The sequence below is a fragment of the Devosia sp. 67-54 genome (genome assembly GCF_001899075.1).
In the GTDB taxonomy this organism is placed as follows: Bacteria; Pseudomonadota; Alphaproteobacteria; order Rhizobiales; family Devosiaceae; genus Devosia_A.
The window spans coordinates 80,753-98,511 of record NZ_MKVA01000003.1 but is presented as its reverse complement, the minus strand read 5'-3'; the positions used below and the strand labels follow the sequence as shown (position 1 = coordinate 98,511).

Here is a 17,759-nt window from a genome sequence, read left to right as displayed (position 1 = left end):
ATCGCTCGGTCAACCGCTGGTGTAGCAGTCCTTTTTGCGCTCTGGCCGAACGAGACCGAGAGGCCTCGTTCGGCCAACCGCTGGTGCGACTCAGTTTCTCCACAAACTTCATGCTCAGATTCCGGCCCGTCGCTTCCGTGCGGCGGGCCGCTTCGCTAATTGGATTGGCATGAAGTTCACGCGTTTGAAGCTGCACGGGTTCAAGTCGTTTTCGGATTTGACCGAACTCCATCTGGAACCGGGCCTGACGGGCGTCGTCGGGCCGAACGGCTGCGGCAAGTCCAATCTGGTCGAGGCGCTGCGCTGGGTGATGGGCGAAAGCTCGTACAAGGCGATGCGCGCCACCGGCATGGACGACGTGATCTTCAACGGCTCGGGCAACCGGCCGCAGCGCAATTCGGCGGAAGTCACGCTGGTCCTCGACAACACCGACCGCACGGCGCCGGCGGCGCTCAATACTGCCGACGTGCTGGAAGTCACCCGCCGCATCGAGCGCGAGGAAGGCTCGGTGTACCGCGTCAACGGCAAGGAAGTGCGGGCGCGCGACGTGCAGTTGCTGTTCGCCGACGCCTCGACCGGCGCGCACTCGCCTGCCCTGGTGCGGCAGGGCCAGATCGGCGAGTTGATCGCCGCCAAGCCGCAGCAGCGCCGGGCGCTGCTGGAAGAGGCGGCGGGCATTTCCGGGCTGCATTCGCGCCGGCACGAGGCGGAACTCAGGCTCAAGGGCGCCGAGCAGAACCTCGAGCGCGTCGAGGACGTGATCACGCAGGTGACGCAGCAGCTCGAACAGCTCAAGCGGCAGGCGCGGCTCGCGACGCGCTATCGTGGGCTCAGCGGCGAAATCCGCAAGGCCGAGGCGACGCTGTTCCACATCCGCTGGATCGCGGCGCGGGCGGCGGAAGCCGAGACCGAGGCCGAGCAGGGCAAGCTGATCAACGAGCTGGCCAGCGCGCAGCATGTCGAGCTCGAAGCGCAGAAGGTGGTGTTCATGGCCGACCAGGCCGTGCAGCCGCTGCGCGACAAGGAAGCGGCGGCGGGCGCGGCGCTGCAGCGGCTCACCATCCTCGCCGAGCAATTGGCCGAGGAAGCGCGGCGGGCCGAGACGCGGCGACAGGAACTGACGCAGCGCATCGAGCAGACGCAGGCCGACGCCGCGCGCGAGCGGGCGCTGCTGGGCGAAAGCGACGAGGCGCTGAAGACCGCCGCCGAGGAGCGGGCGCGGCTCGAAGCCGAGGCGGCCGGCGAGGCCGACGCCTTCGCGGCGGCCAAGGCGGCCGCCGACGAGGCGCTGAACGCGGTGCGCGCGGCGGAAGCGGAGGCGCGCATCGCCGCCGACCTCGAGGCGCAGGTGCGGGCGCGGCGGGCGCAGGCCAGGCGCGGCGCAGAGGATGCGGCGACCCGCATCGCCCGGCTGAAGCAGCAGATCGACGACGTGATGCGCGACGCCGAGGGCGTGGCGCAGCAGCTCGAGGCCGATGATGGGGTAATCGCGCGGCGCGCGGCGCTGGAGGCGGCGCAGGCGCTGTCGGCCGAGGCCGAAGCGGCGGCGGTGGCCGCCGAAGAGGCGACGCGCCAGGCGCAGGCAGCGCTGGATGCGGCGCGGCCGAAGCTGCAGGAGGTCGAGACCCAGCTCAACCGGCTCGATTCCGAAGCGCAGACGCTCAACCGGATCCTCAATGGCGGCGCCAAGGGGCTGTGGGCGGCGATCGCCGACGAGCTCAAGGTGGATGCCGGGTTCGAGACGGCGCTGGGCGCCGCGCTGGGCGACGACCTCGAAGCCTCGTCGGACGCTGGAGCGCCGCTCCACTGGGCCGGGCCGATCGACGGCAGCAGCGATGCGATTCTGCCAGGTTCTGTCACGCCGCTGTCGGCGCATGTGGCGGGCAGCGCGCTGCTGAAGCGCCGGCTCGACCAGATCGGGCTGGTCGACAAGGCCGACGGGGCGCGGCTGCAGCCCGAGCTGAAGCCGGGGCAGCGGCTGGTCAGCAAGGGCGGCGATCTGTGGCGCTGGGACGGGTTCGTGGCGGCGGCGGAAGCGCCGACCGCGGCGGCGCAGCGGCTGGCGCAGCGCAACCGGCTGGCCGAGCTCGACGCCGAGCTCACCGAGCTCCGGGCCAACCGCAATTCGCTCAAGGCCGACGCAGCGGCGCTGGCCGAGGCGCTGGAGCAGCACCGGCGCAGCGAGCGCGAGAAACGCGACGCCTGGCGCAACGCGCAGCGCGACATCGGCGCGGCGCAGCAGGAGCTCGACAAGGCGACGCGGGCGATCACCGAGCTCGCCTCGCGGCAATCGGCGCTGGAGGAAGCGCGGGTGCGGCTGAGCTCGTCGCTGGCCGAGGCCGAGGGCATCGAGGCGGACGCGAGGAAGGCGCTGGAGGAAGCCGGCGACGAGGCCGAGGCAGCAGCGCTGCTGCAGGCCAAGCGCACGCATCTCGACGAGACGCGCGGCGCCGCCGACCAGGCGCGGCTGAAGCTCGGGCAGTTCGAGACGGCGGCGCAGCTGCGCAGCGGCCGGCTGGCGCAGATCGGCACGGAAGTGGGCAACTGGACGCGGCGCCGGCAGGGCGCCGAGGCGCAGGTGACGACGCTCGACAGCCGTCTCAACGATCTCAGCGCCCAGCTCGCGGCGCTCGACAACGCGCCGAGCGGCTTCGAGGAGCGCAGCGCCGCGCTCGACACCGAAATCGCGGCGGCGCGCAGCGCGCATGGCGCGGCCTCGGACGCACTGGCCGAGGCGCAGGCGCGGCATCGCGAGGCGGACAAGGCGCAGCGACTCGCCGCCGAGGCGCTGAGCGGCTTCCGCGAGCATTTGGCGCGGGTCGAGGAGCGGCTCAAGGGGCTGATCGCACAGCGCCACCAGATCGAGCGGCAGGTGCAGGAGACGCTGGACATCCAGGCGGCCGAAACGGCGATGGCCGCCGGCATCAAGCCGCAGGACGCCCTGCCCGAGGAAGAGAATGTCGAGCGCAAGGTCGAGCGGCTGAAGGCCGAGCGCGAGCGGCTGGGCGGGGTCAACCTCGCGGCCGAGCAGGAAAGCGTAGAGGTGCAGGAAAAGCTCGACGTGATGGTGAAGGACCGCGACGACCTGGTCGCCGCCATCGCCAAGTTGCGCTCGGGCATCCAGAGCCTCAACCGCGAGGGCCGGGTGCGGCTGGCCGAGGCGTTCGAGAAGGTCAACGGACATTTCAAGGAGCTGTTCACGACGCTGTTCGGTGGCGGCACGGCGGAACTGCAGTTCATCGAGAGCGACGATCCGCTCGATGCCGGGCTCGAGATCATCGCCCGGCCGCCGGGCAAGAAGCCGTCGTCGATCTCGCTGCTGTCGGGCGGCGAGCAGGCGCTGACGGCGATGAGCCTGATCTTTGCGGTGTTCCTCACCAATCCGGCGCCGATCTGCGTGCTCGACGAAATCGACGCGCCGCTCGACGACGCCAATGTGGAGCGCTTCTGCACCCTGCTCGAATCGATGACCGGGCGGACCGAGACGCGCTTCGTGGTGATCACCCACAACCCGATCACCATGGCGCGGATGAACCGGCTGTTCGGCGTCACCATGTACGAGCGCGGCGTCAGCCAGCTCGTCTCGGTGGACCTGACGGGCGCCATGCAGGTGCGCGAGGCCAAGGTCGCCGTCTAGACTCCCGACCGCATGACTCGTTGTCGCGGGTCTGCGTCGGCGCAGAAATATCTGTTGTTTCAACGACTTACGGCCGATTTTGGGCGCTTGACACCCAAATGAGTCAACACTATGTTGCGCGCGACTTTGAGGGCATAAATTTCCTTTTGTGCCGGGGCGATACGAGGGGACGCGATGAGCGAACCGCGTGACGACAAACGCCCTGAACCCGGATCGGACGCACATCGTGCGACAGCCGATCTGGAGGCGCGCATTGCCCGAGCGCGGGGGCAACGAGCGGCGGAAGCCGTTCCGGAGCAGACGCGAACAGGGGATCTGTCGGGGTTGAGCCGGGGGTTCCGGCTCGGGTCCGAGTTCGTGGCGGCGATCATCGTCGGCGCGGGTCTCGGATACCTCGTCGACATGTTCCTGCCGACGCGGCCCTGGGGCCTGGTCGTGTTGCTGCTGCTGGGCTTTGCCGCCGGCGTGGTCAACGTGGTCAGGGCGACCGCACAGATGAACGCCGCAACGGCGGTGCCGAAGACCACCCCGGCGCTGCCCGACGACGAAGACGACTGACTGGACCGAAAGGCTCGACGTGGCTGAACAACCGATTGAACCGATCCACCAGTTCCGGATCACCAATCTTTTCGACATCGGCACGTTCGGCGGGAACGGGACCGAGGGATCGGGCACCCACCTCGCCTTCACCAATTCCGCCCTGTTCATGGTGCTGACGGTCGGGCTGATCCTGGCCTTCCTGATCCTGGGCAGCAACCGGCGGGCGATCATCCCCGGCCGCATGCAGCTGATGGCCGAGATGACCTACGAGTTCGTGGCCAACATGGTGCGCGACACGACCGGCACGGAAGGCATGAAGTTCTTCCCGCTGGTGGCCTCGCTGTTCCTGTTCGTGCTGGTGGCCAACCTGTTCGGCATGTTCCCGTATTTCTTCACCGTCACCAGCCACCTGATCGTCACCGTGATGCTGGCGCTGATCGTGTTCCTGACGGTGGTGATCTACGGCTTCTACAAGAACGGGCCGCGCTTTTTGAAGGTGTTTGTGCCCTCGGGGATCCCCTGGTACATCATCTGGATCGTGGTGCCGATCGAGGTGCTGTCGTTCCTCAGCCGTCCCGTCAGCCATTCGCTGCGACTGTGGGGCAACGTGCTTGCCGGCCACATCGTGCTGAAGGTGTTCGGGGGCATGGTGGTGGCGCTGCTCGCCGCCGGCGCCTGGGGCGTGGTCTCGATCCTGCCGTTCGGCATGGCTGTCGCCATGACCGGCCTCGAAGTCCTGGTGGCGGCGCTGCAGGCGTTCGTGTTCGCCGTGCTCACCTGCGTGTACCTCCACGACGCGATGCATCCCGGCCACTGACGGCCGTTCCTTTCACACCAACACATTCCAGATCCCAAGGAGACTAAGTATGGATCCCGAAGCAGCCAAGTTGATGGGCAAACTGATCGGTGCGGGCATTGCCTGTATCGGCATGGGCGGCGCCGGCGTCGGCGTGGGCGTCATTTTCGGCAACTACCTGTCGGGCGCGCTGCGCAATCCGGCGGCGGCCGCGAGCCAGTTCTCGAACCTGATCTTCGGCTTCGCCGTGACCGAAGCCATGGGCATTTTCTCGCTCGTTATCGCGTTCCTGCTGCTGTACGCGGTCTGAGACCGAACGCGACGAATTGCTGCTCCGGGGCTTCTCCGGGGCGGAGCGGCTAGCAAGGTGACCCGATGGCTCAATCCGTAATTCTCGTGGCGCAGGCGTCCACGACCTCCCCTGCCCCAGCCGATGCCGTGCAGAACGGCACCGTGGTGCAGGAGCAGGGCGCAGCGCCGGCCGCGACCGGCGAGGTGCACGCGACCACCGAACATTCGGAGGCCCCGGTGGGGTTTCCGCCGTTCGACGCGTCGACCTTCGCGAGCCAGTTCCTGTGGTTCGCGATCACCTTTGCGGTGCTCTATGTGGTGATGAGCCGCGTGGCGCTGCCGCAGATCGGCTCGATCATCGACAAGCGCAAGGCGCGCATCGACGGCGACCTCAAGGAAGCCGAGCGGCTGAAGGGCGAAACCGACAAGGCCATTTCGGCCTATGAGGCGGCGCTCAGCGAGGCGCGCAAAAACGCCCATGCGATCGCCGAAGAGACCCGGAACTCGATCCGGGCCGACATCGACGCCAAGCGCAAGGCGGTGGAGGACGACCTGAGCAAGAAGGTTGCCGAGGCCGAGGCGCGTATCGGCAAGACCAAGCAGGACGCCCTGAGCCGGGTGAACGAGATCGCGGCGGACACCACCGCGGCGCTCGTGCATCGGCTCACCGGCGAGGCCAACCCCGCGGACGTGCAGGCGGCCGTGGCGCAGGCGGTGAAGGAGTAAGCGATGGCGTTCGAATTCGACGCAGCATTCTGGGCGACCGTCGCGCTCATCGTCTTCATCGGCGTGATCCTGTACCTCAAAGTGCCGGGCATGATCGGCAAGGCGCTCGACGGCCGCATCAAGGCGATCGAGGGCGAGCTGGCCGAGGCCGAACGGCTGCGGCTCGAGGCCAAGTTCCTGCTCGAGGAATATGAGAGCAAGCGCCAGGCGGCGACCAGCGAGGCCGAGAGCATCGTGGCCGCCGCGCGCGAGGAAGCCTTCCGGCTGACGGCGGAGGCCAAGGCGTCGCTGGAGACGCTGATCGCCCGCCGCGCCAAGACGGTGGAAGACAAGATCGCGCAGGCGGAATCGCAGGCGGTCGCCGAAGTGCGCGCCCGTTCCGCCGACGTGGCGGTGGAAGCCGCCCGCGTGGTGCTGGCCAAGCAGATGAGCCACAAGGGCGACGCGCTGATCGACGCCGCGATCAAGGATGTCGGGGCGAAGCTGAACTGAGGTTCACTGGAGCGATGATGTTTTGAGGCGGGCCTGGGGCCCGCCTTTTGTTTTGCCCGCCGATGGTGGGATCCTGGAATGCTACTCCGCGGCCTGCGGCAGCGGGTCGGGACGCTCCCATTTGAGGCGGGGCTGGCGGGCGGCGCGGGTTTCGTCGAGGCGGCGGCGCGGGGCGCGGGTGGGCGCCGAGGTGAAGCGCGGGGCGTTGCCGGCCCTGGCGTCCTTCGCCAGATCGAGCATCACGTCGCAGAACTGGTCGAGCGTCTGCCGGCTCTCGCTCTCGGTGGGCTCGACCAGCATGGCGCCGTGCACGACCAGCGGGAAGTACATGGTCATGGGGTGGAAGCCCTCGTCGATCAGCGCCTTGGCGAAATCGAGCGTGGTGACGCCAGTGCCCTCGAGGAAGCTGTCGTCGAACAGCGCCTCGTGCATGCAAGGACCGGCTGCGGCGAATGGCACCGAGAACACCTGGCCCAGCCGCGCCTTGACGTAATTGGCATTGAGCACGGCGTCCCTGGCCGCCTGGGCGAGGCCGTCGCCGCCATGGCTCAGCATGTAAGTGAGGGCGCGGACATACATGCCCATCTGGCCGTTGAAGGCGGTGATGCGGCCGAGGTGGTGGCCCTCGGCGTGCTCCACGAGGGCCAGCGGGCCCTCGCCCTTGCGCACGAAGGGCACCGGCGCGAACGGCGCCAGCGCCGCGCTCAGCACCACCGGACCGGCGCCGGGACCGCCACCGCCATGCGGGGTGGAGAAGGTCTTGTGCAGGTTGATGTGCATGGCGTCGATGCCGAGATCGCCCGGCCGCACCACGCCCATGATGGCGTTGAAATTGGCCCCGTCACAGTAGAAATAGGCCCCCGCCTCGTGCACCGCCCGGGCGATGTCGATGATCTGCGGCTCGAACAGGCCACAGGTGTTGGGGTTAGTCAGCATGATGGCCGCAACGTCCGGGTCGAGCGCGGCCTTGACGGCCTCGGCATCGACGGTGCCGTCGGCGCGCGCCGGGATAGCCCGGACGGCATAGCCGAGGAAGGCCGCCGTCGCCGGATTGGTGCCGTGCGCGCTTTCGGGGACGAGAACGACGTTCCGGTGGCCCTGCCCCCTGGCCGCATGCGCGGCGCGGATCGCCATCATGCCGCACATCTCGCCATGGGCGCCGGCCTTGGGGGTGAGCGCCACGGCGGCGGTGTTGGTGAGGGTCATCAGCCAATGGGCGAGCTCGTCCATCATGGCGAGGGCGCCCTGCACGGTGGAGACCGGTTGCAGCGGGTGGATGTCGGCGAAGCCGGGCAGCCGCGCCAGCTTCTCGTTGAGGCGTGGATTGTGCTTCATGGTGCACGAGCCGAGCGGATACATGCCGCTGTCGATCGAGTAGTTGAGGCGGCTCAGCCGCACATAGTGGCGCATCGCCTCGGGTTCGGTGAGGCCGGGCAGATCGAGCGGCGTTTCGCGGCGGAAGCCGCCGAGAAAGTCGTCGCCGACCGTCACCTCCGGCAGGTCGACGCCGGAGTGCTCGGTGTCGCCGATCTCGAACAGCAGCGGCTCGTCGGGGAGCAGCGACGAGCCGGTGGCGGCAGCCGCGGCACTGCCAGTGCCGGTGGGCCGGCCTTGCGTGTTCATGCTCATTGCAGCGCCTCCTTGAGGCAATCGGCCAGCATCTCGATGTCGGCGTCGGTGGTGAGCTCGGTGGCAGCGAGGACGACGAGGTTTTCGACCTTAGGGTCGTCGGGCACGAGGCGGCTGACCGGCACGCCGGCGAGAATGCCGGCCTTGGCCAGCAGCTCGACCACCGGCGCGGCGGGCACCGGCAGGCGGATGGTCATCTCGTTGAAGAAGCTGTTGTTAAGCAGCTCGACGCCCGGCACGGCGCGCAGCGCTTTGGCCAGCGCCACGGCGCGGGCGTGGTTGAGCCGCGCCAGCCGGGTCAGCCCCGCTTCGCCGAGGAGGCCGAGGTGGATCGAGAAGGCCAGCGCGCACAGGCCGGAATTGGTGCAGATGTTGGAGGTGGCCTTCTCCCGGCGGATGTGCTGCTCGCGGGTGGAGAGAGTGAGCACGAAGCCGCGCTTGCCGTCGGCATCGACGGTTTCGCCACACAGCCGCCCCGGCATCTGGCGGATGAAGTCCTTCCTGGTCGCCATCAGCCCGACATAGGGGCCGCCGAAATTGAGGGCGTTGCCGATCGACTGGCCCTCGCAGACGACGATGTCGGCGCCGAGCGCGCCGGGCGCCTCGAGCAGGCCGAGCGACACCACTTCGGTGACGACGACGACCAGCAGCCCGCCCTTGGCGTGGATGGCCTCGGCGGCCTTCTCGACGTCGCGGAGATGACCGAAGACATCCGGGGTCTGGATGACGATGGCGGCGGTGTCGTCGTCGATCTGGTTGAGGATGTCGCCCTGCCCTTCCGGCGACGCCGGCAGGCGGATGAGGCTTTCCGAATTGTCGAGATAGGTGGAGACCACGTCGCGATAATGCGGATGCAGACCGCCCGAGAGGATCACCTTGTCCTTGCGGGTGAGGCGCCGCGCCATCAGCACCGCCTCGGCGGTGGCGGTCGAGCCGTCATACATCGAGGCGTTGGCGACCTCCATGCCGGTCAGGTGCGCGACCTGGGTCTGGAACTCGAACAGCATCTGCAGCGTGCCCTGCGACACTTCCGGCTGGTAGGGCGTGTAGGCGGTGAGCCATTCGCTGCGCTGGATCAGATGGTCGACGGTGGCCGGCACATGGTGGCGATAGGCGCCGGCGCCGACGAAGAACGGGCCATCGGCGGCCGCATGGTTGCGGGCAGCGAGCGCCTTCATATGGGCCTCGACGAGGAATTCGGGGCTGTGCGCCGGCAAGTCGAGCGGTTTCGCGAGCCGCGCAGCCGCCGGCACGGCGGCGAACAGCGCCTCGGGCGAGGCGGCGCCGATGACGGCCAGCATGTCGGCGCGTTCGGCGGGGGAATGGGGGAGGTATCTCATCGTTCAACTTTCAATGTCAGGAGGCCCTCACCCGCCCTTCGGGCACCCTCTCCCCGGAGGGGAGAGGGGAAGATGGAACCGAGACTGCCGGCTCCCTTCTCCCCGTCGGGGAGAAGGTGGCGCACAGCGCCGGATGAGGGTCTAGCCAGGAGCACCGTTCTAGGCCGTGTGCTTGGCGTAGGCCGCGTCGTCCATCAGGGTGTCGAGCTCGGCGGGGTTGGTGAGGCGGAGCTTGTAGATCCAGCCGTCGGTATCGGGCGCCTGGTTGACGAGGCCGGGCTCGCCGGTGAGGGCGGTGTTGACCTCGATGACCGTGCCGGAGGCCGGCGAGTAGATCTCGGAGGCGGCCTTGACCGACTCGACCACGGCGGCCTCGTCGCCCTTGTTCAGCACCTTGCCGACGCTGGGCAGCTCGACGAAGACGATGTCGCCAAGCTGGTCCTGGGCATAGGCGGTGATGCCGACGATGCCGGTCGCGCCCTCGACGCGGATGTATTCGTGATCCTCGGTGTATTTGGTGGTCATGGAGTGGCCTTCCGGACGTAGCGATGGGGAACGAAGGGGAGCTGCGTGACTTCGGCGGCCTGCATGCGGCCGCGGACTTCGACCTGCAGCCGGGTGCCGGGCGCGGCGTGCTGCGGGGTGACGAAGCCGAGCGCGATGGCGCGGTTGAGCGAGGGGGAGAAGCCGCCGGAGGTGACGCGGCCGATGCCGACGCCGTGCGCGTCGAAAATGGTGGTATCCTCGCGCGCCGGGGCTCCCTCGACGAAGAGGCCGACGCGCACGCGGGTCAGCTCGCCGCCGAGCTCGGCGAGGATGCGGCCGGCGCCGGGGAAGTCGCGCGCCTCGCGGCGGCGCTTGCTGACGGCGAAATTCAGCCCGGCCTCGATGGGCGAGACGGTGTCGTCGAGGTCGTGGCCATAGAGCGGCAGGCCGGCTTCGAGGCGCAGGCTGTCGCGGGCGCCGAGACCGATCGGCTTGACCCGGCTGTCGGCGAGAATTGTGTTCCAGAGCGTTGCGGCATGCTCTTTGGCGCAGAGCAGCTCGAAGCCGTCCTCGCCGGTGTAGCCGGAGCGCGAGACGATGACCCTGGCGCCCTGCCAGTCGAAGGGGCCGTAATGCATGAAGGCGAGGTTGCCGACGCCGGGCAGGATGGCGTCGAGCACCGCGACCGCCTCGGGCCCCTGCAGCGCCAGCAGCGCGCCGTCGTCGGCGCGGGTCAATTTGGCGCGGCTTCCCAGCCGGGCCTCGATGAGGCCCCAGTCGGCCTGTTTGGTGCCGGCATTGACGATCACGTAGAGCGAGCCGCCATAGAGCGGCGAGCGGCCGATCATCAGATCGTCGCGCGTGCCGCCCTCGTCGTTGAGCAGCAGGGTGTAGCGGAGCTGGCCGGGCTTCAGCCCGGCAATGTCGCCTGAGACCAGCGGCTCGACGAGCGCCGCGACATCGGCATGGCCGGCGTCGGGGCTGGCCGGCGTGCCGTCGATGACGACGAAGCTCGGGCCCATATGCGAGACGTCGAACAGGCCGGCATGCTCGCGCGTCCATTTGTGCTCGGCGATGATGCCGGTGGGATATTGCACCGGCAGCGAATAGCCCGAAAACGGCACCATGCGGCCGCCGAGCTTCACATGCTCGTCGTTGAGGACGACGGTCTTGAGCGGTTCGTTACTGGACTCTGCCACGGAACACCTGGGGTCGATTGCACGAATGCCCGCAAGGTACGCCCCTGCGCGCCGTGCCCCCTCTGTCCGCTAACCTGAGAGATTTCCCGGAGAGCCTATGCTCCGGTTGCTCCTTCGGTGAGGTCTGAGACCTGCTTTCCAGAGTTTCAGTATGACTGCGGTCCTTTTGCCTGAGCGTTTCCGGGGCGGTTGCGCCTTCGGCTCCGGATGAAGAATCCGGTCTCTCCCGCAGTCGAGCCATCCTGATGAGATTGCGGCGCCCGAGTCAATCGCGCGCCGCGCCTGCTCAGGACTTCTTCTTTGCGCCCGAGTCGAAGCCGACCCAGATGGTGATCTCGTCGCCCGCCACGTATGGGATCTGCACGTTGTCGACGACCTTGACGAAATCGCCCGCCTGCGCCGGCGGCGTGATGGCGACGGGGATCTGGTAGAGCTCGGAATAAAGCGGGGTCGAATCCCCGCGCTCGACGGCAAAGCGCAGCGGCAGGTTGACGCTCTGCTGGTTGCCGGCGGGGCCGAGCATCAGCCGGCCGACAACGCCCATCTTCACGGTGATGAGGCCGTTGGAGACGGTGCAGTTGCGCGACTGCTTGTCGATGATCGCCTGGTACTGCAGGTCCTTGGGATTTCCGACCTGGCCCTTGCCGTAATAATACACCGCCTCGGCGCCCGGACGCACCTTGATGGGCGGGCATTCGGTGGCGATGGCGGGCAGCGCCGGGCTCATGGCGGCGATCTGCGCGGGCGTGGCGGTGGCGTTCTGCAGCGCCTGGGTCTGTGCCGAGGGCTGGGCGCCGCCGCCGAACATGCCGCCCATCGAGCAGGCCGACAGGCCGATCCCCATTGCCGCCAAGGCGGCGACCCGAATGATGATGGCGCCTGAATTCAACGCTCTGTCCCCCTTGTACCCACTCACGACACGGCTTCCCCCTGCAGGGCAAGGAGAATGGCAGGCGCGCCGCTGACTGTCACCCCGGCAACATCCTGCACGAAAAGCTTTTCGACCACGCCGTTGTCGGCGATCAGGGCGAAACGGGCAAAGCGGCGGCCGCCCAGCCCCGGGAAATCCTTCGCCAGCCCAAGGGCTTCGGCGAAGCTGCCGCTGGCGTCGGCGATGAAATCGACCTTGCCCAGCGCTTCGCTGCGCTCGGCCCAGGCCTTCACCACGTGCTGATCGTTGACGGTGGCGCAGACAATGCGGTCGACCCCGGCGGCGCGGATCTTGCCGGCATTGGCGACGAAGCCGGGCAGATGCGCGGTGTCGCAGGTGGGGGTGAAGGCGCCGGGAACGGCGAACAGCACGACGCGGCCCTTGCCCAGGATGTCGCGGGTGTCGGCATCGTTCACGCCGGCGTCATCGACGAGCTTGACGGGGACGGACGGCAGCGTGTCGCCGGGCTGGATCATGTGGGAACTTTCGTTTCTGGCTGAAGGCGATCAGGACGCCGAAGCGCCGATCTGGCGGGTGACCACATAAGGACCCGCGGGGGTCATGAAGGTCAACCGAATCGTCCTGCCCTCCAGCCCCTTGCCCCCTGCTCCCCCGAGCAGTTTCAGCGTCCATAGGGCGCCATCCGGGCTTTTTTGCGGCGTCTGGAAGAGGATGGCCGGATCGCCGAAATCGGCGATGAGGCTTTGCGGATCGATGGCGGGATCGGGCGCAGCAAGGCTGAGGCCGTCCGCGGTGGCGGTGACGGCGCCGAAGGCCGGCGTCGGCCGGTCCCAGGCGATGGGCGTGCGGGCCTCGGCCTGATCGAGGCGGATGCCCTGCCCCGCATCGGCCTTCGCGTAGGAAATGGGCAGGGTGAAGCTCGCCTGCGCCGGCACGCAGATGTCGGAGCAGATGCCGAGCGTCACCTTGGCCGCCAGCACCGCGCTGCCGCCGGCGGCGCCGAAGCGCAGCGGAATCACCAGCGGGCCGGAATAGATGTAGCCGAGATAGCCGCCGGTGTGGTCGATCTGAGGGTACGGCCAGTCGATGGCCGGCGCCGCAAGGCCGGTGGAGCCGGCGAAGTCGAATTCGGCCGGGATGCCGGTCTCGCCCGGAATGCGCCAATAGGTGTGGGTGCCGGCCGGCAGGTCGAGCTCGAGGCCGGCCCGCGTCGTGCCGGCGACGATGGCGTCGGCCGAGATCAGCCGCGCCTTCACGCCGGGGGCGATCTCCTGCCAGGCAGTGGCGCCCGCCAAGGCGGGGCCGGCGGCAAGCGTCACAACGAGGATCAGGATCAGTCGCAGCATCAGCGATCCCGATACAGCACAAGCGGGCAACACTAAAGGCACATCCGGATCAGCGCTTCGTGACCGGCATATTGCCGCCACAGCGATGTGGAGTAGATTTGGGGCAATGGAGACGGGCCGATGATATCCCTCAAGGGGCAGTTTCTGGTGGCGATGCCCGACATGGGCGACGAACGCTTCCGCGACAGCGTCATCTACATGGTCGGCCACGGCGACGACGAGGGCGCCATGGGGCTGGTGGTGAACCGGCCGATCGAGGACATGAGCTTCGCCGACGTGCTCGAGGAGCTGGGCATCAACGAGAGCGACGAAGCGATCCACCTGCCCGAGCGGGTGCGCGACCGCGAGGTGCTGCGCGGCGGCCCGGTGCAGAAGGGGCGTGGTTTCGTGCTGCATTCGCCCGACTATTTCCGCGAAGGCTCGTCCTATGCGGTCAATGACGAGATCTGCCTGACGGCGACGCTCGACGTGCTGAAGGCCGTCGCCTTTCGCAACGCGCCGGCCGACGCGGTGTTCGCGCTCGGCTATTGCGGCTGGGCGCCGGGGCAGCTCGAAAACGAGATCGCGCTCAATGGCTGGCTGACGGTGCCGTATTCCCGCGAGCTGCTGTTCGGCTCGGCGCTGGAACGCCGCTACGACATGGCGCTGGGGCAATTGGGCATCACCCGCGCGACGCTGAGCGGAGCCGCCGGGCACGCGTAGTTTGCTGAATTGCGGGTGCGGGGCTATATTTCGACCATGAACAAACATGAGCCCCTGCCCGAACATCTCAATGTCGAGAGCGGCGAAGCCCGGCGATTGGCGCTTGAGCTGTCCGAACTGACTGGCGAAAGCCTCGAGGACGCCGTGACGCTTGCCTTGCAGATCAGGCTAGCAGCCGAGCGTCACAAGCGGCGGAAACCCGGCGAGGTCGCAGAAAAGCTGCTGGAATTCGGCCGGTGGTATTCGCAGTTTCCTGAGGCGGACAATCGCACCCTCGAGGAGGCTCTCGGCTACGACGATGTTGGCCTTCCTACGTGATCGTCGTCGACACGTCGGTAATCGTCGCTATCAGTCGGCTTGAACCGGATGCCGATCGGTTCGCTCGCGCGCTCGACCGGGACGGCGCGGTGCAAATATCGGGTGCAAGCGTTCTGGAGTGTTCCCTCGCTTTGCGACGCTTTCGCCAGCTTTCCCCGGAATTGGTCGAACAGCGGCTCGACGCGCTTCTGGCGAGCATCGGCTTTGCAATCCATCCGGTCACGCTGGCTGATATCGCGCTCGCCCGTGCGGCGCATATGCGCTTCGGCAAGGGAACCGGGCATGCGGCCCAGCTCAATTTCGGCGACTGCTTTTCTTATGCGCTGGCGAAGCGGCTCGATGTGCCGTTGCTGTTCAAGGGCAATGACTTTTCCCATACCGACATCACGCCGGCTCTATAGATCGCTGCTCTAGCGACCCAGTTGGGCGGCGAGCTTTTTGGAGAACTCGACGCCGGTCATGGCGGCGCCGAAGGCGAAGCCCTGGGCGTATTGGCAGTTGAGCTGCTGCAGGCGCTCGATCTCTTCCAGCGTCTCGACGCCTTCGGCGATCACGGTGAGGTCGAGCTCCATGGCGAGGGCGACGATGGAGCGGATGATCGGCACCTGGGTGTGCGACAGGCCGCTGTCGTCCGCCATCTGCACGAAGGGCGCCGGAATCTTGATGGTGTCGACCGGGAAGCGGTGCAGGTAGCTCAGCGACGAGTGGCCGGTGCCGAAATCGTCGAGGGCGAGGCGCAGGCCCATGGCCTTGAGGGCGCTCAGCATGTAGGCCGAATGCTCGGGATTGCTCATCACCTGGCCCTCGGTGATCTCGAGCTTCAGATGGCCGGCGATCTGGCGGTTCTCGTTGACCAGCGCGCGCATGTCGGCGAGCAGCGTCTCGGTCTGCAGCTGCGTCGGCGACAGATTGACCGAGACGAAGAACTCCTCGGGGATCGGCAGTTGCCGCAGCCAGTCGCGGGTCTGGCCGGCGGCCTGCTCGAAGGCGAGACGGCCCAGCCGCTCGATCATGCCGGTGCGTTCGGCCAGCGGCACGAATTCCTCGGGCGGCACGATGCCGCGCTGCGGATGGTTCCAGCGCATCAGCGCTTCGGCGCCCGCGATCTCGCCGGAATGGATGTCCATGATCGGCTGGAACTGCACCTCGAGCTCGCCGTGGCGCAGGCCGCGGTCGAGGTCCTCCTCGGAGGCGCGGGTATAGGCCGCGATGGAGCGGGCGGAGGCGCGGTAGGCTTCGATGCGGTCGCCGCCCAGCCGCTTGGCGTAGTACATCGCGAGTTCGGCGTCGCGCAGCACGTCGTCGGCGGTGGCCGGGTTGCCGTCGTAGATGGTGACGCCGATGGAGGCGGTGAGCGACAGATCGCGCTCGCCGAAATTGAAGGGCGATTTCAGTGCCTTGCGGATCTGCTCGGCGGTCTCGGCAATCTTGCCGGCGGCAGCCTCGGAGCCGAGGATCACGGCGAACTGGTCGCCCGAGAGGCGTGCCACGGTGTCGAGCGGGCGCATGATGCGGGCGACGCGGCGCGAAATCGCGAGCAGCACGGAATCGGCGGCTGAGTGGCCGACGCGCTCCTCGAGCTCCATGAAGCGGTCGATATCGATGAGGAACACCGCCGGCTTGATGCCGTTGGGCAGCTTGGCGCGGGTCAGCGCCCGCTCCAGCCGGTCGAGGAAGAGCTGTTTGTTGGGCAGGCCCGTGAGGCTGTCGTGCACCGCGTCGTGCAGCAGCCGATCGCGGCTCATGCGATCCTCGTTGACGTCCTGCAGGGTGCCGACGATGCGGTTGACCTGGCCGTCGCCGCCCAGCACCGGCTTCACGCGCATGCGGAAGGTGCGGTAGCTGCCGTCATGAGCGGCGAGGCGGATGTCGGTCGATACCTTGCCGCGGCGCAATTCGACCAGTGTGTCGAACGCCGTTCTGAACCGATCGCGGTCGTCGGGGTGGACGCGGTCGAGCCAGCGCTTGATGGCGCCGCGCAGCGCGCCACGGCGCTCGCCGAGGCGGATGCAGAGCTCGTCGGAGACCGAAACGCGGTCGCGCTCGATGTTCCAGTCGAAAACGAAATCGCCCGAGCCGGTGAGCGCCAGCGCGCGGCGCTCGACCTCGCTTAGGGTGCCGATGGACACCTGGCCCTCGGAGAAGGCGTGCTGCACCGAAGTGAAGCCGAGCAGCATGACGATGAGCACGAGGCCGCCGGCGACGGCGGGCTGCGCCACGTCGTTGCTGACCTGCCCGGTGATCACCAGCCAGCCATAGAACAGCCAGGCGATGAAGATGATCCAGGTGGGCACCAGCAGCACGGCGCGGTCGTAGCCGCGCAGCGCCAGCAGCAGGATCAGGAAGAAGCCGGTGAGGCCGAGCAGCGCCAGCACCAGCCGCGCGATGGTGGCGGCCACGGCCGGCTGCAGGAAGGCGAAGCCGAACAGCGCGAGGAACACCACCGTCAGCGCCAGCGCCAGCGTGATGAAGCGGAAATGCCAGCGGTGCAGGTTGAGATAGATGAACAGGAAGGCGAACAGAGTCGTGGCGATGCCCGCCTCGGAGGCGGCGCGGAACGGCGCGGTGACGCCGTTGGACAGTCCGATCAAAGGACCGAAGACGCCGAAATCGATCAGCAGATAGACCAGCACCGCCCAGGAGAAGGCGGCGGTGGCGGGGAAGATGCCCTTGCCGCGCACCACGAACATGATGGTGAGGAACACCGCGGCGAGCGCGGCAACGCCCATCACCACGCCGCGGAACAGGGTGAAGGAGTTGACGTAGTCGCGATAGGCGTCGGGCTTCCACAGATAAAGCTCGGGCAGCGTCGTGCCCTTGAGCTCGGCGACGAAGGTCACGGTGGCGCCGGGGTCGAGCGTCACCTCGTAGACGTCGGCCTCGCGGTCGGCGAGGCGGACCGGGCGGATGCCGGCGCTCGGGGTGAGCGCAGTGATGTGCTCGGCGCCGAGGTCGGGCCGGAACACGCCCGAGCCCGGCAGGCGGAAGAACGGCGCGACGAGCAGGCGGTCCATCTGCGCGTCGGAATCGTTCTTGAGGGCGAACAGCGCCCAGGTGGGGTTGGTGCCGTTCTGGCTGGCCAGCACCTCGACGCGGCGGATGATGCCGTCTTCGCCCGGCGCGGTGGAGAGCTGGATCTTGCCGTTGCTGCCGGGAGCGATCTCGACGGCGGAGGTGAGGTTGACGGCGTTCACGTCCTCGGGGGCGGTCACGACCTCAAAGGCAGCGGCAGGATTTATTCCTGCCAGGCCAACGAGGAGGACGATCGCCAGGGCGAGGAAATGCCGCATCGAACTGATGATAATCCTGCCCGGGATGTTTCGCCGGCACCCTAGGTATCGGGGTTTCCCCCTTGCGACAAGCAT

Annotated in this window: 17 protein-coding genes and 1 riboswitch; of the genes, 9 read left to right on the top strand and 8 right to left on the bottom strand. The window is 67.9% G+C overall.

The features are described 5' to 3' along the window. Positions 1-169: 169 nt before the first annotated feature. The 6 genes from BGO82_RS03060 to BGO82_RS03035 all read left to right on the top strand — a co-directional run bounded on the left by BGO82_RS03060 (position 170) and on the right by BGO82_RS03035 (position 6,482). On the top strand, positions 170-3,637 hold the full coding sequence (locus BGO82_RS03060) for a chromosome segregation SMC family protein (protein WP_291304077.1): 3,468 nt from the start codon (positions 170-172) through the stop codon (positions 3,635-3,637). A 174-nt stretch (positions 3,638-3,811) separates the two neighbouring features. Continuing rightward, positions 3,812-4,195: an AtpZ/AtpI family protein gene (locus tag BGO82_RS03055; RefSeq protein WP_291304076.1), complete on the top strand. Its 384-nt coding sequence runs from the start codon at positions 3,812-3,814 to the stop codon at positions 4,193-4,195. A gap of 19 nt (positions 4,196-4,214) precedes the next feature. Next, a complete protein-coding gene (locus tag BGO82_RS03050; RefSeq protein ID WP_291304075.1) occupies positions 4,215-4,994 on the top strand; it encodes a F0F1 ATP synthase subunit A in 780 nt (259 codons plus the stop codon). Between the two features lie 49 nt (positions 4,995-5,043). Then, positions 5,044-5,283 (top strand): F0F1 ATP synthase subunit C, encoded by a 240-nt coding sequence (locus BGO82_RS03045; RefSeq protein WP_291304074.1) that lies wholly within the window; start codon positions 5,044-5,046, stop codon positions 5,281-5,283. A 65-nt stretch (positions 5,284-5,348) separates the two neighbouring features. Beyond that, positions 5,349-5,990, top strand: coding sequence for a F0F1 ATP synthase subunit B (locus BGO82_RS03040; RefSeq protein WP_291304073.1), 642 nt, complete (start codon positions 5,349-5,351; stop codon positions 5,988-5,990). A gap of 3 nt (positions 5,991-5,993) precedes the next feature. After that, positions 5,994-6,482 carry an ATP F0F1 synthase subunit B gene (locus BGO82_RS03035; RefSeq protein ID WP_291304072.1) on the top strand — a complete coding sequence of 163 codons (489 nt, stop codon included), beginning with the start codon at positions 5,994-5,996 and terminating at the stop codon, positions 6,480-6,482. Between the two features lie 81 nt (positions 6,483-6,563). Here BGO82_RS03035 and gcvPB read toward each other — a convergent pair whose 3' ends face one another. From gcvPB to BGO82_RS03000, 7 genes are all read right to left on the bottom strand, one after another. After that, positions 6,564-8,111, bottom strand: a complete 1,548-nt coding sequence (gene gcvPB, locus BGO82_RS03030) for an aminomethyl-transferring glycine dehydrogenase subunit GcvPB (RefSeq protein WP_291304071.1) — start codon at positions 8,109-8,111, stop codon at positions 6,564-6,566. Continuing rightward, the gene (gene gcvPA / locus BGO82_RS03025) at positions 8,108-9,451 is read right to left on the bottom strand and encodes an aminomethyl-transferring glycine dehydrogenase subunit GcvPA (protein WP_291304070.1); all 1,344 of its coding nucleotides are present in this window, start codon (positions 9,449-9,451) and stop codon (positions 8,108-8,110) included. Before gcvPA ends, gcvPB begins: the two co-directional genes overlap by 4 nt. A gap of 159 nt (positions 9,452-9,610) precedes the next feature. Then, positions 9,611-9,976: a glycine cleavage system protein GcvH gene (gene gcvH / locus BGO82_RS03020; RefSeq protein ID WP_291304069.1), complete on the bottom strand. Its 366-nt coding sequence runs from the start codon at positions 9,974-9,976 to the stop codon at positions 9,611-9,613. Continuing rightward, positions 9,973-11,136, bottom strand: a complete 1,164-nt coding sequence (gcvT, locus tag BGO82_RS03015; protein ID WP_291304068.1) for a glycine cleavage system aminomethyltransferase GcvT — start codon at positions 11,134-11,136, stop codon at positions 9,973-9,975. Before gcvT ends, gcvH begins: the two co-directional genes overlap by 4 nt. Before the next feature lie 148 nt (positions 11,137-11,284). Further along, positions 11,285-11,375: riboswitch (glycine riboswitch) on the bottom strand. 47 nt (positions 11,376-11,422) lie between these two features. Continuing rightward, a complete protein-coding gene (locus BGO82_RS03010; protein ID WP_291304067.1) occupies positions 11,423-12,025 on the bottom strand; it encodes a hypothetical protein in 603 nt (200 codons plus the stop codon). Between the two features lie 23 nt (positions 12,026-12,048). Next, positions 12,049-12,543: a peroxiredoxin gene (locus tag BGO82_RS03005; RefSeq protein WP_291304066.1), complete on the bottom strand. Its 495-nt coding sequence runs from the start codon at positions 12,541-12,543 to the stop codon at positions 12,049-12,051. A 30-nt stretch (positions 12,544-12,573) separates the two neighbouring features. Beyond that, positions 12,574-13,374: a protein-disulfide reductase DsbD domain-containing protein gene (locus tag BGO82_RS03000; protein ID WP_291304065.1), complete on the bottom strand. Its 801-nt coding sequence runs from the start codon at positions 13,372-13,374 to the stop codon at positions 12,574-12,576. A gap of 120 nt (positions 13,375-13,494) precedes the next feature. Between BGO82_RS03000 and BGO82_RS02995 the strand changes: the two genes are divergently transcribed. From BGO82_RS02995 to BGO82_RS02985, 3 genes are read left to right on the top strand one after another with little or no spacing between them, the layout of a single operon-like run. Then, entirely contained in the window at positions 13,495-14,076 is a 582-nt protein-coding gene (locus tag BGO82_RS02995) for a YqgE/AlgH family protein (RefSeq protein WP_291304064.1), read from the top strand. Between the two features lie 36 nt (positions 14,077-14,112). After that, positions 14,113-14,394: a type II toxin-antitoxin system VapB family antitoxin gene (locus BGO82_RS02990; protein WP_291304063.1), complete on the top strand. Its 282-nt coding sequence runs from the start codon at positions 14,113-14,115 to the stop codon at positions 14,392-14,394. Further along, entirely contained in the window at positions 14,391-14,795 is a 405-nt protein-coding gene (locus BGO82_RS02985) for a type II toxin-antitoxin system VapC family toxin (protein WP_291304062.1), read from the top strand. The genes BGO82_RS02990 and BGO82_RS02985 overlap by 4 nt, the downstream gene beginning before the upstream one ends. 9 nt (positions 14,796-14,804) lie before the next feature. Here the strand turns inward: BGO82_RS02985 and BGO82_RS02980 are convergent, their stop codons facing one another. Further along, positions 14,805-17,606, bottom strand: a complete 2,802-nt coding sequence (locus tag BGO82_RS02980; protein ID WP_291304061.1) for an EAL domain-containing protein — start codon at positions 17,604-17,606, stop codon at positions 14,805-14,807. Between the last annotated feature and the right edge of the window lie 153 nt (positions 17,607-17,759).